The organism is Pseudomonas sp. PDM27 (assembly GCF_019219205.1).
Lineage (GTDB): Bacteria > Pseudomonadota > Gammaproteobacteria > Pseudomonadales > Pseudomonadaceae > Aquipseudomonas > Aquipseudomonas laurylsulfatiphila.
On the sequence record NZ_JAHUWF010000007.1, the window covers coordinates 1 to 23,271 of the forward strand.

The 23,271-nt window shown below is 60.7% G+C and carries 21 protein-coding genes; 11 read left to right on the plus strand and 10 right to left on the minus strand.

The window, feature by feature from the left end; all coding sequences use genetic code 11:
- Positions 1 to 337 precede the first annotated feature (337 nt).
- The 9 genes from KW838_RS15595 to pcaC all read left to right on the plus strand — a co-directional run bounded on the left by KW838_RS15595 (position 338) and on the right by pcaC (position 8,540).
- Positions 338 to 1,195 (plus strand): CoA transferase subunit A, encoded by an 858-nt coding sequence (locus KW838_RS15595; RefSeq protein ID WP_007976681.1) that lies wholly within the window; start codon positions 338 to 340, stop codon positions 1,193 to 1,195.
- Positions 1,195 to 1,974 (plus strand): CoA-transferase subunit beta, encoded by a 780-nt coding sequence (locus tag KW838_RS15600; RefSeq protein WP_218501551.1) that lies wholly within the window; start codon positions 1,195 to 1,197, stop codon positions 1,972 to 1,974. Before KW838_RS15595 ends, KW838_RS15600 begins: the two co-directional genes overlap by 1 nt.
- Positions 1,971 to 3,176, plus strand: coding sequence for a 3-oxoadipyl-CoA thiolase (gene pcaF / locus KW838_RS15605; protein WP_218501552.1), 1,206 nt, complete (start codon positions 1,971 to 1,973; stop codon positions 3,174 to 3,176). The genes KW838_RS15600 and pcaF overlap by 4 nt, the downstream gene beginning before the upstream one ends.
- A gap of 37 nt (positions 3,177 to 3,213) precedes the next feature.
- Entirely contained in the window at positions 3,214 to 3,918 is a 705-nt protein-coding gene (gene pcaH / locus KW838_RS15610) for a protocatechuate 3,4-dioxygenase subunit beta (protein ID WP_102701027.1), read from the plus strand.
- A gap of 1 nt (position 3,919) precedes the next feature.
- Positions 3,920 to 4,486 (plus strand): protocatechuate 3,4-dioxygenase subunit alpha, encoded by a 567-nt coding sequence (gene pcaG / locus KW838_RS15615; protein ID WP_218501553.1) that lies wholly within the window; start codon positions 3,920 to 3,922, stop codon positions 4,484 to 4,486.
- Between the two features lie 132 nt (positions 4,487 to 4,618).
- Complete coding sequence (locus KW838_RS15620) at positions 4,619 to 5,923, plus strand: MFS family transporter (protein ID WP_102701029.1); 1,305 nt, start codon at positions 4,619 to 4,621, stop codon at positions 5,921 to 5,923.
- A 45-nt stretch (positions 5,924 to 5,968) separates the two neighbouring features.
- A complete protein-coding gene (locus tag KW838_RS15625) occupies positions 5,969 to 7,333 on the plus strand; it encodes a 3-carboxy-cis,cis-muconate cycloisomerase (protein WP_218501554.1) in 1,365 nt (454 codons plus the stop codon).
- A gap of 12 nt (positions 7,334 to 7,345) precedes the next feature.
- Positions 7,346 to 8,137 (plus strand): 3-oxoadipate enol-lactonase, encoded by a 792-nt coding sequence (gene pcaD, locus KW838_RS15630; RefSeq protein WP_218501560.1) that lies wholly within the window; start codon positions 7,346 to 7,348, stop codon positions 8,135 to 8,137.
- A 10-nt stretch (positions 8,138 to 8,147) separates the two neighbouring features.
- Positions 8,148 to 8,540 carry a 4-carboxymuconolactone decarboxylase gene (pcaC, locus tag KW838_RS15635; RefSeq protein ID WP_007976697.1) on the plus strand — a complete coding sequence of 131 codons (393 nt, stop codon included), beginning with the start codon at positions 8,148 to 8,150 and terminating at the stop codon, positions 8,538 to 8,540.
- Between the two features lie 123 nt (positions 8,541 to 8,663).
- Here pcaC and KW838_RS15640 read toward each other — a convergent pair whose 3' ends face one another.
- From KW838_RS15640 to emhA, 4 genes are all read right to left on the minus strand, one after another.
- Complete coding sequence (locus tag KW838_RS15640; protein ID WP_218501562.1) at positions 8,664 to 9,923, minus strand: OprD family porin; 1,260 nt, start codon at positions 9,921 to 9,923, stop codon at positions 8,664 to 8,666.
- A gap of 437 nt (positions 9,924 to 10,360) precedes the next feature.
- Positions 10,361 to 11,821 (minus strand): efflux RND transporter outer membrane subunit EmhC, encoded by a 1,461-nt coding sequence (gene emhC, locus KW838_RS15645; RefSeq protein WP_218501564.1) that lies wholly within the window; start codon positions 11,819 to 11,821, stop codon positions 10,361 to 10,363.
- On the minus strand, positions 11,821 to 14,982 hold the full coding sequence (gene emhB, locus KW838_RS15650) for an efflux RND transporter permease subunit EmhB (RefSeq protein WP_102701034.1): 3,162 nt from the start codon (positions 14,980 to 14,982) through the stop codon (positions 11,821 to 11,823). Before emhB ends, emhC begins: the two co-directional genes overlap by 1 nt.
- 3 nt (positions 14,983 to 14,985) lie before the next feature.
- A complete protein-coding gene (gene emhA, locus KW838_RS15655) occupies positions 14,986 to 16,143 on the minus strand; it encodes an efflux RND transporter periplasmic adaptor subunit EmhA (protein ID WP_102701035.1) in 1,158 nt (385 codons plus the stop codon).
- A 277-nt stretch (positions 16,144 to 16,420) separates the two neighbouring features.
- Here emhA and emhR point away from each other — a divergent pair, with 277 nt between their 5' ends.
- Positions 16,421 to 17,053, plus strand: a complete 633-nt coding sequence (gene emhR / locus KW838_RS15660) for an efflux system transcriptional repressor EmhR (RefSeq protein ID WP_015093857.1) — start codon at positions 16,421 to 16,423, stop codon at positions 17,051 to 17,053.
- A gap of 186 nt (positions 17,054 to 17,239) precedes the next feature.
- On the opposite strand, the gene KW838_RS15665 is transcribed toward emhR, so the two are convergent.
- The 4 genes from KW838_RS15665 to KW838_RS15680 form a co-directional block, all read right to left on the minus strand.
- The gene (locus KW838_RS15665) at positions 17,240 to 17,938 is read right to left on the minus strand and encodes a hypothetical protein (RefSeq protein ID WP_218501569.1); all 699 of its coding nucleotides are present in this window, start codon (positions 17,936 to 17,938) and stop codon (positions 17,240 to 17,242) included.
- A 205-nt stretch (positions 17,939 to 18,143) separates the two neighbouring features.
- On the minus strand, positions 18,144 to 19,193 hold the full coding sequence (locus KW838_RS15670; protein WP_102701037.1) for an alkene reductase: 1,050 nt from the start codon (positions 19,191 to 19,193) through the stop codon (positions 18,144 to 18,146).
- Positions 19,194 to 19,223: 30 nt separating this feature from the next.
- Positions 19,224 to 20,390 carry an MFS transporter gene (locus KW838_RS15675; RefSeq protein ID WP_007976713.1) on the minus strand — a complete coding sequence of 389 codons (1,167 nt, stop codon included), beginning with the start codon at positions 20,388 to 20,390 and terminating at the stop codon, positions 19,224 to 19,226.
- Between the two features lie 34 nt (positions 20,391 to 20,424).
- On the minus strand, positions 20,425 to 20,727 hold the full coding sequence (locus KW838_RS15680) for a helix-turn-helix transcriptional regulator (protein WP_007983055.1): 303 nt from the start codon (positions 20,725 to 20,727) through the stop codon (positions 20,425 to 20,427).
- 170 nt (positions 20,728 to 20,897) lie between these two features.
- Between KW838_RS15680 and KW838_RS15685 the strand changes: the two genes are divergently transcribed.
- On the plus strand, positions 20,898 to 21,476 hold the full coding sequence (locus KW838_RS15685) for an ACP phosphodiesterase (protein WP_218501579.1): 579 nt from the start codon (positions 20,898 to 20,900) through the stop codon (positions 21,474 to 21,476).
- Positions 21,477 to 21,584: 108 nt separating this feature from the next.
- Here the strand turns inward: KW838_RS15685 and KW838_RS15690 are convergent, their stop codons facing one another.
- Both KW838_RS15690 and olsB read right to left on the minus strand, forming a co-directional pair.
- Positions 21,585 to 22,376, minus strand: coding sequence for a lysophospholipid acyltransferase family protein (locus KW838_RS15690; RefSeq protein ID WP_007976719.1), 792 nt, complete (start codon positions 22,374 to 22,376; stop codon positions 21,585 to 21,587).
- Complete coding sequence (olsB, locus tag KW838_RS15695; protein WP_007976720.1) at positions 22,376 to 23,131, minus strand: L-ornithine N(alpha)-acyltransferase; 756 nt, start codon at positions 23,129 to 23,131, stop codon at positions 22,376 to 22,378. Before olsB ends, KW838_RS15690 begins: the two co-directional genes overlap by 1 nt.
- Positions 23,132 to 23,271 lie beyond the last annotated feature (140 nt).

Consider the following 23,271-nt stretch of genomic DNA (forward strand, 5'->3'; position numbering starts at 1 on the left):
ACCAAGCGGATGGCTTCCGCTTTTTCCTCAGATGTAACAACCCGATATCCCATGATGCGTCCTTAAGTCGATGCTCCTACATCATGGTCCAAAAATGTTCGACCACTACACGGCAGCTCCTACAGGTGCACGAATTCCTCTGTAGGAGCTGCCGCAGGCTGCGATCTTTTAGGGGCAACCTAAAAGATAGCCAGACAACAATGCGTTCGATTATCGAACAGTTAGTCGATTATCGGATTGTTTGGTGTTTTGCACAGGCTTAACCTTCAGTCATTCCGGCGCTGCGCATCGGCGCCTTCTTCCACTGTCGGTTAACAACAAACGGGAGCCTGCCCCAATGGCTGAAATTCTTTCGCTGCACGACGCGGTGAAGCAATTCGTGAACGACGGCGATACGGTCGCGCTCGAAGGCTTCACCCACCTGATCCCGACTGCCGCCGGTCACGAAATCATTCGCCAGGGCAAGAAAGACCTGACCCTGGTGCGGATGACCCCTGACCTGATCTACGACCAGTTGATCGGTGCCGGTTGTGCCCGCAAGCTGATTTTCTCCTGGGGCGGCAACCCGGGTGTCGGCTCCCTGCATCGCCTGCGTGACGCCGTCGAGAAACAGTGGCCGCACCCGCTGGAAATCGAAGAGCACAGCCACGCCGACCTGGCCAATGCCTACGTCGCCGGCGCTTCCGGCCTGCCGTTCGCTGTGCTGCGAGCCTACGCCGGTTCCGACCTGCCGAAGGTCAACCCGCTGATCAAGTCCGTTACCTGCCCGTTCACCGGCGAAGTGCTGGCCGCCGTGCCTTCGGTGCGCCCGGACATCACCGTGATCCATGCGCAGAAAGCCGACCGCAAAGGCAACGTGCTGCTCTGGGGCATTCTCGGTGTGCAGAAGGAAGCCGCATTGGCCGCCAAGCGTTGCATCGTCACCGTTGAAGAGATTGTCGATGACCTGAATGCACCGATGAACGCCTGCGTGCTGCCAACCTGGGCCTTGAGCGCGGTCTGTCACGTGCCTGGCGGTGCGCATCCGTCCTACGCCCACGGTTACACCGAACGCGACAACCGCTTCTACCAGGCCTGGGACCCGATTGCCCGCGACCGTGAAACCTTCACCGCGTGGATCAACGAATACATCCACGGCAGCGCTGACTTCAGCGAGTTCCAGGCCAAACTGGCCGCCGCTTCGGAGGCGAAGTAATGACTTACACCACCAATGAAATGATGACCGTCGCCGCCGCTCGCCGCCTGAAGAACGGTTCTGTGTGCTTCGTTGGCATCGGCCTGCCGTCGAAAGCGGCCAACCTGGCGCGCCTGACGTCTTCGCCTGATGTGGTATTGATCTACGAGTCGGGTCCGATCGGTGCCAAGCCGAGCGTATTGCCGCTGTCGATCGGTGACGGTGAATTGGCGGAAACCGCCGACACCGTGGTCCCGACCGGCGAGATTTTCCGCTACTGGCTGCAGGGCGGGCGCATCGACGTCGGTTTCCTCGGCGCGGCGCAGGTCGATCGTTTCGGCAACATCAACACCACCGTGGTCGGCGATTACCACGCGCCGAAAGTGCGTCTACCAGGCGCCGGAGGCGCGCCGGAGATTGCCGGTTCCGCCAAGAGCGTGTTGATTATCCTCAAGCAGTCGGCGCGCTCCTTTGTCGACAAACTCGACTTCATTACCTCGGTCGGCCACGGCGAGGGCGGCGATTCGCGCAAGCGTCTCGGCCTGCCAGGCGCCGGTCCGGTCGGCATCATTACTGACCTGTGCATCATGGAGCCGGAAGACGGTACCCATGAGTTCGTGGTCACTGCGCTGCACCCGGGCGTGACCCGCGAGCAAGTGGTCGCCGCCACCGGTTGGGCAATCCGTTTTGCCGATAACGTTGAGCAAACCGCCGAGCCGACCGACGTCGAACTGACCGCGCTGCGCGATCTCGAAGCCCGTACCGCAGCGGCCCACGGCCAAGCCCCCGGAGAAGCGTGATGCGTGACGTTTATATCTGCGACGCGATTCGTACCCCCATCGGCCGTTTCGGCGGCGGTCTGTCGACGGTGCGTGCCGACGACCTGGCCGCCGTGCCGATCAAGGCCTTGATGGAGCGCAACCCGTCGGTGGACTGGAACGCGGTGGACGAGGTCTTCCTCGGCTGCGCCAACCAGGCCGGCGAAGACAACCGCAACGTCGCGCGCATGGCGCTGCTGTTGGCGGGGCTGCCGGAAACCATTCCCGGCGTGACCCTCAACCGCCTCTGCGCTTCGGGCATGGATGCCATCGGCACGGCGTTCCGCGCCATCGCCAGCGGTGAGATGGAGCTGGCGATTGCCGGCGGCGTCGAGTCGATGTCCCGTGCGCCGTTCGTGATGGGCAAGGCCGACGCGGCGTTCTCGCGCAACATGAAACTCGAAGACACCACCATCGGCTGGCGCTTCATCAACCCGCTGATGAAAGCCCAGTACGGCGTGGATGCGATGCCGCAGACCGCTGACAACGTCGCTGACGACTACAAAGTGTCCCGCGAAGATCAGGACGCCTTTGCCCTGCGCAGCCAGCAGCGCACTGCTGTCGCGCAAGCCGCCGGGTTCTTCGCCGAAGAAATCGTCGAAGTGCGGATTGCCCACAAGAAGGGTGAAACCGTGGTCAGCCAGGACGAGCATCCTCGCGCCGACACCACCCTGGAAGCCCTGACCAAACTGAAGCCGGTCAACGGCCCGGACAAAACCGTCACCGCCGGCAATGCCTCGGGTGTGAACGACGGTGCCGCCGCATTGATCCTGGCCTCGGCCGAAGCCGTGAAGAAACACGGCCTGATCGCCCGCGCCAAAGTGCTGGGCATGGCCAGCGCGGGTGTTGCACCGCGGGTGATGGGCATCGGCCCGGTGCCGGCGGTGCGCAAACTGACCGAGCGCCTCGGAGTGGCGGTCAGCGATTTCGATGTGATCGAACTCAACGAAGCCTTCGCCAGCCAGGGCTTGGCGGTGCTGCGTGAACTGGGGATTGCCGACGATGCCGCCCAGGTCAACCCGAACGGTGGCGCGATTGCCCTGGGCCATCCGTTGGGCATGAGCGGTGCGCGTCTGGTGCTGACGGCGTTGCATCAGCTGGAAAAAACCGGTGGCAAGAAAGGTCTGGCGACCATGTGCGTCGGTGTCGGCCAGGGTCTGGCTTTGGCAATCGAACGGGTCTGACACACCCTGTCGGCTAACAAGAACTGAGGAAAGAGTAATGACTGACAAGCCTGGTTACCGTCGCCCGCAGGAGGGTACTCAGCCGGAGTACCTGCATCCGACCTATCAATCCACCAACCTGCGCTCGCCGTCCAAGCCGTTGGTGTTTCTGCCCCATTCGTTGTCGGAAATCACCGGGCCAACCGTCGGCGCCGAGCGCATCAACGAGAAGGACAATGACCTCACCGCTCAGCACGAAGGTCAGCCACAGGGTGAGCGCATCATCATCCACGGCCGTGTGCTGGACGAAAACGGTCTGCCGGTTCCGGGGATTCTGGTGGAGATCTGGCAGGCCAACGCCGCCGGTCGCTACGCCCATGCCCGTGACCTGCACGACGCGCCGCTGGACCCGAACTTCACCGGCACCGGCCGTACCGTGACCGACGCCGATGGCTGGTACCAGTTCCAGACCATCAAGCCCGGCGCCTATCCGTGGGGCAACCACCACAACGCCTGGCGCCCGGCGCACATCCACTTCTCGCTGTTCGGGCCGAGCATCCTGACGCGCCTGGTGACGCAAATGTATTTCCCGGGCGACCCGCTGCTGGCGTACGACCCGATCTACAACTGCGTGCCCGATACCCGCGCCAAAGAGCGCTTGATCGCCTCGTTCGACCTGGAAAAAACCATCCCGTCCTATGCCCTCGGTTATCGCTGGGACATCGTTTTGCGCGGCCGCGACGCCACGCCGATGGAGAAATAAGATGACGCTGACTGCGACCACGTCCCACACCGTCGGGCCGTACTACCACATCGGCCTGACCTGGCTGAACCGCGAAGACCTGACCGTTGAACAAACCCTGGGCGAGCGCGTGGCGATCTCCGGGCAAGTGCTCGACGGCAATGGCGACATCGTCAACGACGCGATGCTGGAAGTCTGGCAGGCCAACGCCGCCGGTAAGTATGACCACCCGGAGGACGACCAGGAAAAACCCCTGGACCCGAATTTCGAAGGCTTTGGCCGGGTGCCGGTGGATGCCGAAGGGCGTTTTCGTTTCACGACCATCAAGCCGGGAACGGTCGAGGGACTCAAAGGCACGACTCAGGCACCGCACCTGGTGGTACTGGTGTTTGCCCGTGGTCTGGTGAAGCACCTGCTGACACGGATCTACTTTGAGGGTGATGCGGCCAACGTGAATGATCCGTTGCTGGAATGCGTGCCGGCCGAGCGTCGCGGTACCTTGCTGGCCCGGAAGGATGCGTCGGGTGTTTATCAGTGGAATGTGATTCTGCAAGGCACTGATGCGGAGACGGTGTTCTTCGATTATTAAGATCCAGATCAAAAGATCGCAGCCTGCATGCCATGCCTTTGTAGGCGCTGCCGCAGGCTGCGATCTTTTGTGTGGAACGGGACTGTTACAAAGTATGTCTAGACTCTCACAGTCCCCATTGAGTGAAAAACAATGACAACGACCACCGCTACACAACCGCTATACACCGGTGAGGAGCGCAGCAAGCGGATCTTCGCCATCGTCGGCGCCTCGTCCGGCAATCTGGTCGAATGGTTCGACTTCTACGTCTACGCCTTCTGTGCGATCTATTTCGCCCCGGCGTTTTTCCCGTCCGATAACCCCACCGTGCAGTTGGTCAATACCGCAGGCGTGTTCGCCGCCGGGTTCCTGATGCGCCCGATTGGCGGCTGGATTTTCGGTCGGTTGGCGGACAAGCACGGGCGCAAGAATTCGATGCTGATCTCGATTCTGATGATGTGCTTCGGCTCCTTGCTTATCGCCTGCCTGCCGACCTACAACAGCATCGGGGTCTGGGCACCGATCCTGTTGCTGTTCGCCCGTTTGCTGCAAGGCTTGTCGGTGGGTGGTGAGTACGGCACCACGGCGACCTACATGAGCGAAGTGGCGCTCAAGGGCCAGCGCGGCTTCTTCGCTTCATTCCAGTACGTGACCCTGATTGGCGGGCAACTGTTGGCAGTGTCGCTGGTGGTGATCCTGCAACAGTTCCTCAATGAAGACGAATTGCGTGCCTACGGCTGGCGGATTCCCTTTGTGGTCGGTGCCATGGCGGCGCTGGTTTCGCTGTATCTGCGTCGTTCGCTGAAAGAAACCACCAGCAAGGAAATGCGCGAAAACAAGGACGCCGGCAGCATCAGCGCGTTGTTTCGCGACCATAAGGCCGCGTTCATCACCGTACTCGGCTACACCGCCGGTGGCTCGCTGATTTTCTACACCTTCACCACGTACATGCAGAAGTACCTGGTGAACACCGCCGGCATGCCGGCCAAGACCGCCAGCTATATCATGACCGGCGCGCTGTTCCTCTACATGTGCATGCAACCGGTTTTCGGCATGCTCGCCGACAAGATCGGCCGGCGTAACTCGATGCTCTGGTTCGGTGCCCTCGGCACCCTGTTCACTGTGCCGATCCTGTTGAGCCTGAAAAGTGTCAGCAGTCCGTTCCTGGCCTTCGTGCTGATCACCCTGGCGCTGGCAATCGTCAGTTTCTACACCTCCATCAGCGGCCTGGTGAAAGCCGAGATGTTTCCGCCGGAGGTGCGTGCATTGGGTGTCGGCCTGGCGTATGCGGTGGCGAATGCGATCTTCGGTGGTTCGGCGGAGTATGTGGCCTTGAGCCTCAAGGCCGTGGGCATGGAAAACTCCTTCTACTGGTACGTGACGGTGATGATGGCGATAGCCTTCCTGTTCAGCCTGCGTCTGCCGAAACAGGCGAAGTATCTGCATCACGATCTTTGATCTTCACGCGTGGGCCGCAAAGGCCCGCGCCTTCAGGAACTGTTTATGAACCAGCGACCGGGCAATCAATTGTTCGATGCCTATTTCACCGCCCGCGATATGCGTGACGTGTTCTGCGATCAGGGCCGGGTCCAGGCCATGCTCGATTTCGAAGCGGCACTGGCCCGGGCGCAAGCGCGAGTCGGCTTGATACCATCGAGTGCAGTCGCGCCGATTGAGGCGGCCTGCAGCGCCGGGCTCTACGACTTTGCGGCGTTGGGTGAGGCGATTGCCACGGCGGGTAACTCGGCGATTCCGTTGGTCAAGGCGCTGGGCAAGCAGATCGCTGCGCAGAATGCCGAGGCCGAGCGTTACGTGCATCTGGGCGCGACCAGCCAGGATGTGATGGACAGCGGCCTGGTGCTGCAATTGCGTCGAGCGCTGGAGCTGATCGAAAGCGATCTGGCGCAACTGGGGCAAACCCTTGCGACGCAGGCCGAACGATATGTGGCCACGCCATTGGCCGGGCGCACCTGGTTGCAGCATGCAACGCCGGTGACCCTGGGCATGAAAATCGCCGGTTGGCTGGGCGCCGTGACCCGCAGTCGCCAACGCCTGGCCGAATTGAAGCCGCGTTTGCTGGTGCTGCAATTCGGCGGTGCGTCCGGCACCCTTGCGGCACTTGGCGAGCAGGCCATGCCGATTGCCCAGGCGCTGGCCGAAGAACTGCAACTGACCTTGCCCGAGCAACCGTGGCACACCCAGCGCGATCGTGTGGTGGAGTTCGGCGCGGTGCTCGGGTTGATTGCCGGCAGTCTCGGCAAACTCGGTCGCGACGTCAGCCTGCTGATGCAAACCGAAGCCGCCGAAGTGTTCGAACCTTCGGCGCCGGGCAAGGGCGGTTCCTCGACCATGCCGCACAAGCGCAATCCGGTGGGCGCGGCAGTGTTGATCGGCGCGGCGACGCGTGTACCCGGTTTGCTCTCGACACTGTTCAGCGCCATGCCCCAGGAACACGAGCGCAGTCTTGGCCTGTGGCATGCCGAGTGGGAAACCCTGCCGGAGATTTGCTGCCTGGTGTCGGGCAGCCTGCAGCAAGCTTTGCTGATCGCCCAAGGACTGGAAGTGGATGCCGGGCGCATGGCGCACAACCTCGATCTGACCCAGGGCCTGGTGCTCGCCGAAGCGGTGAGCATCGTCCTCGCTCAACGGGTCGGCCGCGATACCGCACACCATCTGCTCGAACGCTGCTGCAAACGTGCGGTGGCCGAACAACGTCACCTGCGAACTGTCCTCGGCGACGAACCGCAAGTGACCGCCGAGCTGTCGGCGGCTGAACTCGATCATCTGCTGGACCCTGCTCATTACCTCGGCCAGGCCAAAACCTGGGTCGAGCGGGCGGTGGCCGAACATTCTGCATTGACTGCCTGAAGGAGAATCGCTGTGGCTTTTGTACAACTCGCCGAGGGCGAACTGCATTATCAACTGGATGGACCGGTCGATGCGCCGGTGCTGGTGCTGTCCAACTCTTTGGGCACCGACCTGCACATGTGGGACGCGCAAATCCCGGCGTTCTCCGAGCATTTTCGCGTGTTGCGTTTTGACACCCGCGGCCATGGCCAGTCATTGGTGACACCGGGGCCTTACAGCATCGAGCAACTGGGCCACGACGTGCTCGCCTTGCTCGATGCCTTGCACATCGAGCGCGCACATTTTTGTGGTTTGTCCATGGGCGGGCTGATTGGCCAGTGGCTGGGGATCAATGCCGGCGAGCGCCTGAACAAGCTGATCGTGTGCAACACCGCGGCGAAAATCGGCGATCCGTCAGTGTGGAACCCGCGTATCGAAATGGTCCTGCGTGATGGTCAGGTGGCCATGGTTGCCTTGCGCGATGCCTCGATTGCCCGCTGGTTCACCCCGGACTTCTCCGCCGCCAACCCGGCGGCGGCCAAGCAGATTACCGACATGCTCGCGGCCACTTCGCCCGAAGGCTATGCGGCCAATTGCGCGGCGGTGCGAGATGCCGATTTCCGCGATCGGTTGTCCTCGATCAAGGCGCCGTTGCTGGTGATTGCCGGGACCGAAGATGCGGTGACGCCGCCATCCGGCGGGCATTTCATTCAGGAACATGTGCGCGGGGCCGAGTACGCCGAGTTCTACGCCGCGCATTTGTCCAACGTCCAGGCAGGCGATGCGTTCAGCGAGCGTGTGCTGGCGTTTCTGTCGGCTGATTGAGGAGATTTTCGTGGACGAAAAACAACGTTATGACGAGGGTATGAAGGTCCGTCGCGCGGTCCTTGGAGACGCGCATGTCGACCGCAGCCTGACGACCCTGACCGAGTTCAACTCGGAGTTTCAGGAGATGATCACCCGCCACGCCTGGGGCGACATCTGGACCCGCCCGGGCCTGCCGCGCCATACCCGCAGCCTGATCACCATCGCCATGCTGATCGGCATGAACCGCGAGGGCGAACTCAAACTGCACCTGCGCGCCGCCGCCAACAATGGCGTGAGCCGTGGCGAGATCAAGGAAGTGATCATGCAGAGCGCCATCTACTGCGGCATTCCGGCGGCCAATGCGACCTTCCACCTGGCCGAGTCGGTGTGGGATGAGTTGGGGGTCGAGTCGCGGGAGTAAGCGGTAAAACGGTGAACAACCTGTGGGAGCGAGCTTGCTCGCGATGGCGTCGGCACATTCACTATTGATGTCACCTGATACACCGCCATCGCGAGCAAGCTCGCTCCCACATTTGTTTTGTGTTTACAGCAGGCTGATCGGATAGCTGATGATCAACCGGTTCTCATCGAACTCGTTATTGCTGTAATCCCGGCGCATGGTCGAGTTGCGCCATTTCAGATTCAAGTCTTTCAGCACGCCGCTCTGCACGGTGTAGCCCAGTTCCGATTCACGTCCCCACTCCTTGCCGTCGGTGATGTTGCCGGTGTGCACATTATCGCCGCTGATGTAGCGGTTCATCAGGGTCAGGCCCGGTACGCCAAGGGCGACGAAGTTGTAGTCGTGGCGCACCTGCCAGGATTTCTCCCGGGCATTGTCGTAGCTGGAGTTGTAGCTGTCGTTGGCCAGGGTGCCGCCGCTGGTGCCGTTGACCCGCATCCAGGCGCTGTCGCCGGTGAGTTTCTGCAGGCCGACGTAGAAGGTGTGGCCGCCGTATTTGGCCGAGAACAACCCGTACAGGGTTTTGTTGTCCAGCTCGCCGGCCCGGGCGCTGCCGTCATCCTTGCCGTAGAAGAAACCCAGGTTGGCGCCCAGGGTCCAGTCGCCAAGCGGCTGGCTGTGGATCAGGTTGACGAATTGCTGGCTGTAGATGTCCTTGAGCTCGGCGTTCCACAGGCCAATCTGGGTGCGCTTGTCATTGAACACGTACTCGCCGCCCTCGAAGTTGAAACGATCGGAGGTGAACGCGGCTTTGCCGGTCATCGACATGTCGCTCATGCTGCTGTCGTCGCGCGGGCTGTTCTGGCGGAACTGGCCGCCGTAGAGCGTCAAGCCATCGATTTCCTTCGAGGTGATCTGGCCGCCACGGAAGGTTTGCGGCAGCGAACGACCGTCGTCGGAGCGCAGGATCGGCAGCACCGGCATCCATTCCCCAACCTTGACTTCGGTCTGCGACAGCTTCGCCTTTAGCGCCACGTTGGTGCGGCCGAAGTTGTCTGCAGGGCGGCCGTCATGGTCCAGCGGCAGCAGTTGCGTCCCGCCAGTGCCTTTGCCGCCATCGAGTTTTACCGAGTACAAACCCAGCACATCCATGCCGAACCCGACGGTGCCCTGGGTGAACCCGGACTTGGCGTCGAGGATGAAACTCTGCGTCCACTCCTCAGCCTTGCCCTGGGCCTTGGTCGGGTTGGTGAAGTTGCGATTGATGTAGAAGTTGCGCAGGTTCAGGTTGACCTTGGCGCCCTCGACAAAGCCCGACTCCTCGGCGCTGGCGGGCAGGGCCGCGCAGGTCAGGGCAATGGCGATCAGGCTGGGAACGAAGTACGGCGCGGGAGAAGGCGTCATGGGCTCGGGTCTCACTAATTCTTGGGGATGAAACGGGGTAATGCCGCAACCCGGAGGTTGCAGACGAACAGTCGAAATCATGAAAAGCGAAGCGGATCAGCCAGGGAGGGCAGGGCGCGGGGGCATGGTGTCGAACCTGTTGTTATTGGTTTTGTGGTTCGGATGGTGCGTGGAATGTACTGGATGGTTCAATCGTAAAAAGCGGGTTCTGGGCGATTATCGAACATTAGATTGACTGTGATTTTTGTGCTGTTCTTGCGCGCCTCATCGCTGGCAAGCCAGCTCCCACAGTGTCCGTGTCGTACACAAAATTTGTGGATCACAGTGACCCTGTGGGAGCGGGCTTGCTCGCGAAGAGGCCATACCTGACGACACACCTTTTCCCGCTGCCAACAAAAAGCCCACCAATCGGTGGGCTTTGTGTTTTCACAGCGCTATCAGAAATACTTCATCTTCGGCGCTTGTTCCTTCAACGGCTCGTTGTTCGCCGTCTGTTCGTTCCAGCCACCACCCAGTGCCTTGTACAGGTTGACCTGACTGATCAGCTGCGCCAGGCGATCGGTAATCAGATTCTGTTCGGAGTTGAACAGCTGACGCTGGGCATCGAGGAACGTCAGGTTGCTGTCGACACCGATGCGATAACGACGCTCGGCCAGGCGGTAGTAGTCCTGGTTGGCGCTGACCAGATTACGCTGTGCCTGTACCTGGTCGGTGTAGGTCCCGCGTGCGGCCAGGCCGTCGGCGACTTCCTGGAAGGCCGTTTGAATGGACTTCTCGTAGTTCGCCACACCAATGTCTTTCTGGATCTTCGAGTAATCCAGGCTGGCGCGCAGGCTGCCGGCGTTGAAGATCGGCAGGTTGATCTGCGGCTGGAACAGCCAGGTACCCGAGCCGCCCTTGAACAGGCCGGACAGGTCCGGGCTCAGGGTCCCGGCGTTGGCGGTCAGGCTGATGCTCGGGAAGAACGCTGCCCGTGCCGCGCCGATGTTGGCGTTGGCCGCCTTGAGGTTGTGCTCGGCCTGGAGGATGTCCGGACGACGTTGCAGCAGGTCCGACGGCAGGCCGGCCGGTACTTCGGCCAACAGATCGTCGTTCAACGGTTTGGCCGCTGGCAGGTTGGCCGGGACGCCGGTACCCAACAGCAGTACCAGGCTGTTTTCATCCTGGGCGACCTGACGGGTGTAACGGGCCAGTTGCGCACGGGCGTTTTCCACCGAGGTCCGCGACTGCGCCAGGTCCAGGGCCGAGGCGACCCCCACTTCGTTGCTGCGCGCGGTGAGCTTGTAGCTCTCTTCGAACGCGGCGAGGGTGTCCTGGGTGACTTTCAGCAGTTCCTTGTCGGCCTGCCAGGTCAGGTAAGCGTTGGCGACGCTGGCCACCAGGCTGAGCTGCGTGCTGCGCCGGCCTTCTTCGGTGGCGAAGTACTTCTGCAACGCTTCCTCGTTCAGGCTGCGAACCCGACCGAACAGGTCGAGTTCGTAGGCGTTGACGCCAACCGTTGCCGAGTAGGAACTGGTGATGCCGGCTTCGCCGGTCTGCGAAGCGTTAGCCGGAAGGCGCTGGCGGCTGCCGGTGCCATTGGCCGAAACGGCCGGGAACAAATCGGCGCGGGAGATGCGGTACTGAGCCGCAAAGGCGTCGATGTTCAGGGCCGCGACACGCAGGTCACGGTTGTTTTCCAGGGCGACCTGGATCAGCTGTTGCAGCGCCGGGTCGTGGAAAAACTGATTCCAGCCCTGCTCGGCAGCCGCTTGCGCCGGTGCCTGGGCCGGCGAATAAGCCGGGCCCTGCGGGTATTGCCCCGCCACCGGTGCTTCGGGCTGCTGATAATCAGGTATCAGCGAGCAGCCACCGAGCACGAAGGCGGCGACTGCCAGGGAGAGTAGCGACTTGCTCATTAGCCAGCCTCTTTAGGAGTTTCAGTAGCATCATCCGGGTTGGCAATCTTACGCTGGCCAATGGACGACACGGTGACGAAGAACAGCGGGACCCAGAAGATCGCCAGCACAGTGGCCGTGATCATACCGCCGATCACGCCGGTACCGATTGCATGCTGGCTGCCCGAACCTGCGCCCGTGGATATCGCCAGTGGTACCACACCCAGAACGAAGGCGAGGGAGGTCATGATGATCGGTCGCAGACGCATGCGGCAGGCTTCGATTGCCGCGTCGCGCAAGCTACGCCCCTGTTCGTGCAGTTCCTTGGCAAATTCGACAATCAGAATGGCGTTTTTCGCCGCCAGACCGATAGTCGTCAACAGGCCTACCTGGAAGTACACGTCGTTTGACAAACCGCGCAGGCTGGTGGCCATCAGTGCACCGATGATCCCCAGCGGTACCACCAACATCACCGCGATCGGAATCGACCAGCTTTCATACAACGCCGCCAGGCACAGGAACACCATCAGCAGCGACAAGGCGTACAGCGCCGGCGCTTGCGAACCGGACAGACGTTCCTCGTACGACAGGCCGGTCCAGGAAATACCGACACCGGCCGGCAGTTTCTTGGCAATGGCTTCGACTTCGAGCATGGCTTCACCGGTGGAGTAACCCGGTGCCGGGGCGCCGAGGATTTCCATCGCTTCCACGCCGTTGTAACGGGCCAGTTTCGGCGACCCGTAGATCCACTCGCCCTTGGCGAATGCCGAGAACGGCACCATGGTTCCCTGGGCGTTGCGCACGTACCACTTCTGCAAGTCTTCGGGGCCCATTCGAGAGCCTGGCTGGCCTTGCACGTAAACCTTCTTCACCCGACCACGGTCGATGAAGTCGTTGACGTAGCTACTGCCCAGGGCAATCGACAGGGTGTTGTTGATGTCGGCGATGGTAATGCCCAGGGCACTGGCCTTCTCGTCATCGATTTCCAGTTGGTATTGCGGTTCGTCGTTCAGGCCGTTCGGACGCACCTGAGACAGGATCTTGCTTTGTGCGGCCATGCCAAGGAACTGGTTGCGCGCCTCCATCAGTTTTTCGTGGCCGATACCGGCGCGGTCCTGCAGGAACACGTCGAAACCGGTGGCGTTACCCAACTCCAGTACCGCCGGTGGTGCAAAGGCGAACACCATGGCATCGCGGAAGGTGAAGAAGTGCTGCTGGGCACGGGCCGCCACCTTGAACACGTTGTTGTCGGCGTTACGTTCGTCCCACGGACGCAGCATGATGAACGCCATACCCGAACTCTGGCCTCGGCCGGCGAAGTTGAAACCGGTCACGGTAAACACCGAGTTCACCGCATCGCCTTCGCCGCCATCCTTGCCTGGGCGCAGCAGGAATTCACGCATTTCATCCACGACCACCTGGGTACGCTGGGCTGTGGAGCCGGCCGGGGTTTGCACCTGGGCGAACAGTACACCCTGGTCTTCTTCCGGCAGGAACGCCGTTGGAATGCGGGTGAACAGCCAGATCATGCCCACCACGATCAGCAGGTACGCCAGCAGATACGGGATCTTGCGCTGCAGGATATTGCCCACGCCACGTTCGTAGCCGCGAACGCCGCGGTCGAAATTGCGGTTGAACCAGCCAAAGAAACCGCGCTTGGGTACGCCGTGCTCGCCTTTCGGAATCGGCTTGAGCATGGTGGCGCAAAGCGCCGGGGTGAAGATCAGCGCAACCAGTACCGACAGGGCCATGGCCGAAACGATGGTGATCGAGAACTGCTTGTAGATCACACCGGTGGAACCGCTGAAGAACGCCATTGGCAGCAGAACCGCCGACAACACCAGGGCGATACCGACCAGTGCGCCCTGGATCTGGCCCATGGACTTCTTGGTGGCTTCCTTCGGTGACAGGCCTTCTTCGCTCATCACCCGTTCGACGTTTTCCACCACGACGATGGCGTCGTCCACCAGCAAGCCGATGGCCAGCACCATACCGAACATGGTCAGGGTGTTGATGCTGAAACCGGCGGCCGCGAGGATCCCGAATGTACCGAGCAATACCACCGGCACGGTCATCGTGGTGATCACGGTGGCGCGGAAGTTTTGCAGGAACAGGAACATCACCAGGAACACCAGCGCGATCGCTTCGACCAGGGTGTGAACCACACCTTTGATCGACTCGGTCACCACCGGCGTGGTGTCGTACGGGAACACCACTTCCATCCCTTGCGGGAAGAACGGCTTGAGGCTGTCGATGGTCGTGCGCAGGGCCTTGGCGGTATCGAGCGCGTTGGCACCGGTGGCCAGTTTCACCGCCAGGCCGGAAGCCGGGGCGCCGTTGAACTGGGCGTTGATGCTGTAGTTCTCACCCCCCAGGCCGACTTCGGCAACATCCTTGAGGCGAACCTGGGAGCCGTCCTTGTTGACCTTGAGCAGGATCTTGTCGAATTGCTCCGCGGTCTGCAGGCGGGTCTTGCCGATGATCGTCGCGTTCAACTGGGTGCCGGGCAGGGCAGGCAGGCCGCCGAGCTGACCGGACGACACCTGGACGTTTTGCGCCGCGATGGCGGTCTTGACGTCGATCGGGGTCAGGTTGTAGTTGTTCAACTTGGCCGGGTCGAGCCAGATACGCATGGCGTACTGCGAACCGAACACCTGGAAGTCACCGACACCGGCGGTCCGCGAGATCGGGTCTTGCATGTTCGACACGATGTAGTTGGACAAGTCGTCCTTGGTCATGCTGCCGTCACGCGACACCACGCCGATCACCAGCAGGAAGTTCTTCACCGCCTTGGTGACGCGGATACCTTGCTGTTGCACTTCCTGTGGCAGCAGCGGGGTGGCCAGGTTCAGCTTGTTCTGCACCTGAACCTGCGCGGTGTCGGAGTTGGTGCCTTGCTCGAAGGTCGCGGTGATGGTCATGGTGCCGTCGGAGTTACTTTCCGACGAGACATAACGCAGGTTGTCGATACCGTTGAGCTGTTGCTCGATCACCTGAACCACGGTGTCCTGTACCGTTTGTGCCGAAGCACCCGGGTAGGTCACGGAAATGGCGATCGCCGGAGGCGCAATGCTCGGGTACTGGTTGATCGGCAACCGCAGGATCGATAGTGCCCCGACCAACATGATCACCAGGGCAATTACCCAGGCGAAAATCGGACGGTCGATAAAAAATCTCGACATGGTTTACTCCCCTTTTCCGCCAGAGGCTTTATCAGCTGTCTGAGCGGGGGCCGGGTTCTTTACGGCTACGTTGGTCGCTTCACTGGCCTTGACTTCGATGCCGGGTTTGACGAATTGCAGACCTTCGGTGATCAGGCGATCGCCGGCCTTCAGACCGTCTTCGATCAGCCACTGGTTGCCGACGGTGCGGTTGGCCTTGAGTTGACGCAGTTCGACCTTGTTGTCCGGGCCGACAACCAGAGCGGTCGGGGTACCCTTGAGGTCGCGGGTCACGCCTTGCTGCGGGGCCAGGATCGCCGCGCTGTTCACACCGGCCAGCAACTTGGCGTGCACGAACATGCCAGGCAGAAGGGTGTGGTCAGGGTTCGGGAAAATGGCGCGCAGGGTGACGGAACCGGTGGTCTGGTCAACCGAGATTTCGGAGAATTCCAGTTTGCCGTCCAGCTTGTAATCGCTGCCGTCTTCCAGGGTCAGCTTGACCGAGGCCGCGTTGTCGCCGGCTTTTTGCAGGCGACCGCTTTCCAGCTCGCGGCGCAGTTGCAGCAGCTCGACCGAGGATTGCGTCACGTCGACGTAGATCGGGTCGATTTGCTGAATCACCGCCATCGCATCGACCTGGGCATTGCTGACCAGCGCGCCTTCGGTCACCGAGGAGCGGCCGATGCGGCCGGTCAGCGGGGCATAGACCTTGGTGTAGCGCACGTTGATCTGTGCGGTTTGCAGTGCGGCTTCCGATTGCAGGCGGTTGGCCACGGCGGTGTCGTATTCCTGCCGGCTTACAGCCTGCTCGTCGACCAGTTGCTTGTAGCGGTCGGAAATCGACTTGGTCGAGCGCAGGTTGGCTTCGGCGCTTTTCAATGTCGCTTCATAGACCGACGGATCGATCTGATAGAGCTGCTGGCCGGCCTTGACGTCGCTGCCTTCCTTGAACAGGCGCTTGAGAATGATGCCGTTGACCTGAGGACGGACTTCGGCAATGCGGAACGCACTGGTACGGCCGGGCAGATCGGAGGTCAGGGTGAACGCTTGCGGTTGCAGAGTCACGACGCCGACCTGAGGCGGTGGGGCGGCCGGTGCTGCCTCTTCCTTTTTGCATCCGCTGAGCAGCGATGCCAGGGCGACGGCGGCGACCAGAGCGGTAACAGCTGGCTTGAATTGCATGAAAATCCTCGGGTCAGGCGCGCAACGTGCGCACTAGAAAGGTGGAAGGTTGAAATATGGTTGCCGAGTGGATAAGTAGCTTGCTAAGTAATATACTTACGTACATGGCTGTTTGTAAATACCCAGGCTGCGTATCAGCGCCGTTACAAAAGCCATTACACAAGCCGTTGAAAGGCTGGAATTGTAGGCCGGGGACGACCCCCCAGAACGTTCGCCCCACTTTTATTCAGCTGATATTCAGACATCGCTGAAGCACCCTGATTGAGGTTGTACTGCCATGGTCCGTCGTACCAAAGAGGAAGCTCAGGAAACCCGCGCGCAAATTCTCGTGGCGGCCGAAAAGGCCTTTTACGAGCGAGGCGTGGCGCGTACGACCCTGGCGGATATCGCCACCCTGGCCGGCGTCACTCGTGGGGCCATTTACTGGCATTTCAGCAACAAGGCGGATCTGGTGCAGGCCATGCTCGACACCTTGCATGAGCCACTGGAAGAAATGGCCAAGGCCAGCGAGAGTGAAGACGAACTCGATCCCCTGGGCTGCATGCGCAAGTTGTTGATTCATTTGTTTCATCAAATTGCGCTGGACCCGAAAACCCGACGCATCAATGAGATTCTTTTTCATAAGTGCGAATTCACCGATGAAATGTGCGACCTGCGCCAACAGCGTGTGTCAGCCAGCCTCGAATGCAACGTGCGAATCGGTCTGGCCCTGAGCAATGCCGTGAATCGAGGGCAGTTGCCGGAAAACCTCGACACCGCTCGCGCCGCGATCAGCTTGCATGCCTACATTGACGGCATCCTGTACCAGTGGTTGCTGGCCCCCGACAGTTTTGAATTGCACACCGAAGCCGAACGATGGGTCGATACCGGGCTGGACATGCTGCGCTTGAGCCCCAGCCTGCGCAAATGAAAGAAAATGCACCTTTACGATCAGTTCCTGGTTCACCACGCTGATTGGCGTGTGATTGAGTCAGGGCGCATTTATATACGGTCACTTTCCACGTGGACAGCTCGATAGCTGCCTATTTTGTAGGAAAATTGTTTTGCGTCTGAAAAGCGCCTCGTTGCAAGGCGCTCGTTGAATGATGCTGTCAACTCACCCCAGAGTGATGGCGACAGCGTAGCTGTAAGGGCGCTCCGCCAGTTTCCGAGAAATCTGCGAGCTGCATTCCAGCGACTCGGCTCCGACAGAACGGATCGTATGTTCTCTGTAAGGTATGGTCGGCGGCGAGAAGGAGAAAAACTCGTATTGCTTCTTTAATCTGATAGAAGTCGAAAACTCAAAAGCGTGTGAAGCGCTTTTGAAAGAGAAGTTTTGATTGATGCTAGTGGGGTATTTGCTCGGTCTGTCCCTTTTTACTACTGGCGTTTGATGGCGCAATATAAAACACAGGTGTTGGAGAGGTTCGATATCGAAGTCGGAAACAGGGTGTTCGCTGTAATCCCAGCTGGCGTTATGTAGCGAAAAAACTTCATTCGTACTATTGAAGATAGTAATCAAAATACTGGTCGGTGAAGCGGCACGTGCAATGCTGTTCCATTCCTGTTGCTCCTCTTCCTTCGCCTCCCTCAGATAATTGAGATAAGTGGCTTCTATCTGCGATTGCTCTGCCAACTTCATGATTTCTTCGGCAGAAAGGCCCGCCATTGTTGCTTTTAGCGTAGCAGCAAGTATCGGGTTGAGATGGGCCAATAACCAGAATGAAGTCGAATTCAGCGAAACGAAGTCAGCCTCCGTAATGGTGTCGTACTCTTCAAAATCTTCATAATTTTCAATATCGATTTCAGTGTTCATGTTTTCTTCCATGAGATAACTTCCTGGGTTGGTTGAGGGCTACGACAGCGGTTTAACACGTTTTAATTTGATTGGTGGGCAAGTGTGTGTGGCTTTATTGCGTATCGCCTTCTTGACTAAATAAATGGCTGAGCTGTTAAACGTCCGGAAATAAAAAAGCCCCGGCTCTTTCGAGTCGGGGCTTTTGCGTTTCAATGGCTGCCACTTACAGCGTCGGGTAGTCGATGTAGCCGACCGGGCCCTTGGCGTAGAACAGTTCCGGGCGCGCTTCGTTCAGCGGCGCATCGGCCTTCAAACGTGCCGGCAGGTCAGGGTTGGCGATGAAGGGGACGCCGAAGGCGACCGCATCGGCCTTGCCGCTGGTGAGCAACGCGTTGGCGCTGTCCTTGGTGAAACGCTCGTTGGCAATGTAGGGGCCGCCGAAGGCTTCCTTGAGCTGTGGGCCGAGGCTGTCGGCACCTTCTTTCTCGCGTGAGCAGATGAAAGCGATGCCACGCTTGCCCAGTTCGCGAGCGACGTAGGTGAAGGTTTCGGCCAGGTTGTCGTCGCCCATGTCATGCAGGTCGGCGCGTGGCGACAGGTGCACACCTACACGGCCGGCGCCCCAGACTTCGATGGCGGCGTCAGTCACTTCCAGCAGCAGGCGGGCACGGTTTTCCAGGGAACCACCATAGTTGTCGGTGCGCTGGTTGGTGCTGCTTTGCAGGAACTGGTCGAGCAGGTAACCGTTGGCGGCGTGGATTTCCACACCGTCGAAGCCGGCGGCCTTGGCGTTCTCGGCACCGACGCGGTAAGCGTCGACGATGTCGGCGATTTCAGCGGTTTCCAGGGCGCGCGGAACAGGGAAGTCGGCCAGCGGACGAACCAGGCTGACGTGGCCCTTGGGCTGGATGGCACTCGGAGCGACCGGGGCTTCATCGTTCAGGTACAAGCCGTGGGAAATGCGACCCACGTGCCACAACTGCAGGAAGATCTTGCCGCCCGCGCCATGGATGGCCTTGGTCACGTTGGACCAGCCACGTACCTGATCGTTGGACCAGATGCCCGGGGTGTCGGGGTAGCCGACGCCCATGGGTGTCACCGAAGTGGCCTCGCTGAGGATCAGCCCGGCGGACGCACGCTGCACGTAGTACTCGGCCATCAGCGCGTTGGGTACGCGGCCTTCGTCGGCGCGGCAGCGGGTCAGGGGCGCCATGATGATGCGGTTGGCCAACTCGAGGTCGCCCAGTTTGATTGGATCGAAAATAGTCGTCATGAAATACAACCCTCGTGAGGTTTCAGGTGATTAGTGGGTAGCAGGAGCCAGATCGGGGTTGCCGCTCTGACGGAAAGTAATCAGGGTCACCAGCAGGGCGAGTACCGCCAGTACGGCTGCGGCGAGCGGCACGCTGGTCAGGCCGAAGCCGTGGGCGATCACACTGCCGCCGACCCAGGCACCGAGGGCGTTGCCGATGTTGAAAGCGCCGATGTTCAGGGTCGACACCAGGTTCGGTGCGGCTTTGCCGAACGTCACCACATTCACTTGCAGCGCCGGTACGGCGGCGAAGCACGCAGTGGCCCAGAGGAACAGGGTGATTTCGGTCGGGATCAAGGCGACGCTGGTCCAGGTCAGCACGGTGGACACCACGGCCATGGTCACGAACACACCGATCAGGGTCGCGGCCATGCCTTTATCGGCCAGCTTGCCGCCGATGATGTTGCCCACCGTCAGGCCCAGGCCGATGAGCATCAGGGTCCAGGTCACGCCACGGGGCGAGACGCCAGTGACTTCGCCCAGCAGCGGCGCGACGTAGGTGAACAGGGTGAACACCGAGGCGGCGAACAGTGCCGTCATGCTCAGGGACAGCCAGATGCCAGCGCCCTTGAGTGCGGCCAGTTCGGCGCGCATGTCGAGTTTTTCTTCATCGCGCTTGGCCGGCAGGAAGCGGATCAGACCGATCAGCGCAATCACACCGATCACGGTCACGGCCCAGAAGGTCGAACGCCAGCCGGCTTCCTGACCGAGGGCGGTGCCCAGCGGTACGCCCAGGACGTTGGCCAGGGTCAGGCCGGTGAACATCAGGGCGACGGCCGAGGCACGTTTGTTCGCAGGCACCAGGCCGGCAGCCACCACCGAACCGATGCCGAAGAAGGCACCGTGGCACAGCGCGGTGACCACCCGGGCAAACATCAGCACGTTGTAGTCGCCGGCCACTGCACAGAGCAGGTTGCCGATAATGAAGATGCCCATCAACGCCACCAGGGCGGCCTTGCGCGGCAGCCTGGCGGTGGCCAGCGCCATGAACGGCGCGCCGATGGCCACGCCCAGGGCGTAACCGGTCACCAGCCAGCCGGCACCGGGAATCGATACACCGAGGTCGGCCGCCACGTTGGGCAGCAGGCCCATGATGACGAACTCGGTGGTGCCGATGGCGAAGGCACTCAAGGCCAGGATGAGTAGCGAGAGGGGCATGTCTGATTCCTTTTCGGCTGACTGACTTTAAGGGTCAGAGCTCTTTACTGAAGGTTTTGAGGAACTCCTGAATGGTTTCCTCATTGCGTTTGAAAAAATGCCACTGGCCGACTTTGCGGCTGCTGATCAGGCCGGCGCGTTGCAGGGTCGCCAGGTGTGCCGACACCGTGGACTGCGACAGGCCGCAACGTTGATCGATCTGCCCGGCGCAAACGCCGTGCTCGTTGCTGTGGGACTGGTCGGGAAATTCGACGGTCGGGTCCTTGAGCCAGTGCAGGATTTCTCGCCGTACTGGGTGTGCCAGGGCTTTTATTATTTCGTCGAGGTTGATGGTCATGATGTGGGCTCGTGATGTTTAAAACGCTATATCGCGATGAGGCGAACTTTAAATCGGTATTTCGCGATATACAAATATGATTTGGCTCTGATCAGCTCACATTTCGGTATATCGAGTTATAACGATATGTTGAGTGTAACAAGACAAGGGGGCAGTGCTAAGCTGCGCCCATGAACTATCTCGCACATCTTCACCTCGGTGGCCAGCGCCCCGGCCAATTGCTCGGCAGCCTGTATGGCGATTTCGTCAAGGGACGCCTGCAAGGGCAGTTCGCTCCGGACATCGAAGGGGCTATCCAGTTGCACCGCAGCATCGACGTGTTCACCGATCGCCATCCTCTTGTGGATGTCGCGTTGTCGCGTTTCTCCCTGACCCGTCGTCGCTATGCGGGGATCGTGCTCGACGTGTTTTTCGACCATTGCCTGGCCCGGGACTGGAGGCTGTATGCCGACCGGCCGCTGGAGCTGTTCACTTCGGACGTGTACCGCGTGCTGTCCAGCGAGCGGCAACTGCCGGAGCGGCTGGCGAAGATTGCGCCGCACATGGTGGCCAATGACTGGTTGGGCTCGTATCAGGAATTCGAAGTGCTGGAGCAGGTGTTGCGCGGGATCTCGCGGCGCCTGACCCGGCCGGAGGAACTGGCGGCGGCGATGCAGGAGTTGCGACGGTTGTATGAACCGTTGAGCGAGGACTTTCGATTGTTCTATCCGCAGTTGCAGGATTTTGCGCGGAACTATCCAACAACATAAAACCAGTGTGGGAGCGAGCTTGCTCGCGATTGCGGTGGGTCAGTCAACATCATCGTTGAATGATTATCCGCTATCGCGAGCAAGCTCGCTCCCACAAGGGGTATGTGTTTACGCCGCAATGGCAGGGCGCATCGGTGCTCGCTGAGGTTCAACGACAGTCCCGAACAACGCCTTCTGCACCGCCTGCTGTGCCTCGAACGCCAGCGCTGCACGTTCCCGACCTTCGCAAGCAATTGGCTTGAGCAGATGAATCTCTACACCACCGCGGTCATTGGCGAACAGACGCATCAGGTGCGACAGCAGATCATCGTCGCCAATGAACGGCGCCAGCGCGCAAGGCTCGCCGTCACGCACATAACGGATCGCCACCGGCTGCAGCGCCACTTCGGAGTCGATGGCGGCGGACAGCAGGCGACCATGGAAGGTGCGCAGCGAACGGCCATCGGTGGTGGTGCCTTCCGGGAACATCAGCAGTGGGTAGGCCTGTTCCAGATGGCGGGTCATCTGCTTGCGGATCAACTGGCTGTCACCCGAGCCACGGCGGATGAACAGGCTGCCGGCCTTGGCCGCCAACCAGCCGGCCACCGGCCAGGTGCGCACTTCGGCCTTGGACAGGAACGACAGCGGCGTGAGCATGCCCAGCAGCGGAATGTCGGTCCAGGACACATGGTTGCTGACCCAGAGCATCGGTGTCTTCGGCAGCTCGCCGTGGACGGTCACGTCAAAGGGCAGGGCGTTGCCCAGGCGGGCCATGAAAAAGCGCGACCAGCGCTGACGACGCGCCATCGAATGGGCCAGGCCCAGGCGTTCGAACACGCCGAACACACTGGCCATGCCCAGGCCCAGCGTCACCACCATCAGCACTCGCGCGATTCGCGCGTACACCCGCAACCGGCTCATTACACAGCCGCCTTGAAGTGTTTGGCGTAGCGCGGGCAGAGTTCGTCGCGCTTGAGCAGGATGAACACGTCGGCGACCTGGAAATCTTCGTCCCAGCACGGCTCGCCGCAGATCTTCGCGCCCAGGCGCATGTAGGCCTTGAGCAGCGGTGGCATTTCGGCAATCACGTTGGACGGGATGTCCAGGCTTGGCAGCGGGTTTTTCGGCTCGGCGCGCAGGTGTTCGGTGCACAGGTAGCGTTCGCGCAGACGCTGCATGATCGCGTGGGCCTGCACGCCGCCATCCTGCATCGGAATGCTCGCGCAACCCATCAGGTAGCTGTAGCCGCCCTGGTTCAGGACTTCGGCCAGTTCGCCCCAGAGCACGGCGATGGTGCCGCCGTTGCGGTAGGCCGGGTCGACGCAGGTGCGACCGATTTCCAGGATCGGGCCTTGCAGGTGCACCAGGCCGTGGAGGCTGAATTCTTCTTCGCTGTAGAACTTGCCCAGGCTGCTGGCAGCCGTGTGGTCGAGCAAACGGGTGGTCGCCACCAGGCGCCCGGTGTTCAAGTCACGCACGCCGATGTGGGCGCAGTGAACGTCGTAGTCATCCATGTCCAGACCCAGTTCAGCGCCCTTGAGCTTGGCGTTGAATTCGCCGCTGAACACGTTGAAACGCAAGGCCTGGGCTTCCTGCAGCGCCTCGGCGCCTACCAGGCGTTCGGCTTGCAGGCGGCGTTCGTTGGCGGTGTCGCTGATGCGGGCGATCTGAGTCATGGCGAATCTCCGTGCGGGCTGCTCACCCGTCTTTGGGCTACAGCGAATCGACTTTCTTTGTCTAGCCGTGTTGTGCAAAGTCAGGCTATGTAGCCCCGGTGTCATCGCCATTAAGCTTTGGTGATGCTTATATGACAGCC

Excerpts from the sequence above, each read along its gene's own strand:
- KW838_RS15595 (WP_007976681.1), top strand. The coding sequence starts at position 338 with ATGGCTGAAATTCTTTCGCTGCACGACGCGGTGAAGCAATTCGTGAAC.
- KW838_RS15600 (WP_218501551.1), top strand. The coding sequence starts at position 1,195 with ATGACTTACACCACCAATGAAATGATGACCGTCGCCGCCGCTCGCCGC.
- pcaH (WP_102701027.1), top strand. The coding sequence starts at position 3,214 with ATGACTGACAAGCCTGGTTACCGTCGCCCGCAGGAGGGTACTCAGCCG.
- pcaG (WP_218501553.1), top strand. The coding sequence starts at position 3,920 with ATGACGCTGACTGCGACCACGTCCCACACCGTCGGGCCGTACTACCAC.
- KW838_RS15620 (WP_102701029.1), top strand. The coding sequence starts at position 4,619 with ATGACAACGACCACCGCTACACAACCGCTATACACCGGTGAGGAGCGC.
- KW838_RS15625 (WP_218501554.1), top strand. The coding sequence starts at position 5,969 with ATGAACCAGCGACCGGGCAATCAATTGTTCGATGCCTATTTCACCGCC.
- KW838_RS15640 (WP_218501562.1), bottom strand. The coding sequence starts at position 9,923 with ATGACGCCTTCTCCCGCGCCGTACTTCGTTCCCAGCCTGATCGCCATT.
- emhC (WP_218501564.1), bottom strand. The coding sequence starts at position 11,821 with ATGAGCAAGTCGCTACTCTCCCTGGCAGTCGCCGCCTTCGTGCTCGGT.
- emhB (WP_102701034.1), bottom strand. The coding sequence starts at position 14,982 with ATGTCGAGATTTTTTATCGACCGTCCGATTTTCGCCTGGGTAATTGCC.
- emhA (WP_102701035.1), bottom strand. The coding sequence starts at position 16,143 with ATGCAATTCAAGCCAGCTGTTACCGCTCTGGTCGCCGCCGTCGCCCTG.
- emhR (WP_015093857.1), top strand. The coding sequence starts at position 16,421 with ATGGTCCGTCGTACCAAAGAGGAAGCTCAGGAAACCCGCGCGCAAATT.
- KW838_RS15665 (WP_218501569.1), bottom strand. The coding sequence starts at position 17,938 with ATGAACACTGAAATCGATATTGAAAATTATGAAGATTTTGAAGAGTAC.
- KW838_RS15670 (WP_102701037.1), bottom strand. The coding sequence starts at position 19,193 with ATGACGACTATTTTCGATCCAATCAAACTGGGCGACCTCGAGTTGGCC.
- KW838_RS15675 (WP_007976713.1), bottom strand. The coding sequence starts at position 20,390 with ATGCCCCTCTCGCTACTCATCCTGGCCTTGAGTGCCTTCGCCATCGGC.
- KW838_RS15680 (WP_007983055.1), bottom strand. The coding sequence starts at position 20,727 with ATGACCATCAACCTCGACGAAATAATAAAAGCCCTGGCACACCCAGTA.
- KW838_RS15685 (WP_218501579.1), top strand. The coding sequence starts at position 20,898 with ATGAACTATCTCGCACATCTTCACCTCGGTGGCCAGCGCCCCGGCCAA.
- KW838_RS15690 (WP_007976719.1), bottom strand. The coding sequence starts at position 22,376 with ATGAGCCGGTTGCGGGTGTACGCGCGAATCGCGCGAGTGCTGATGGTG.
- olsB (WP_007976720.1), bottom strand. The coding sequence starts at position 23,131 with ATGACTCAGATCGCCCGCATCAGCGACACCGCCAACGAACGCCGCCTG.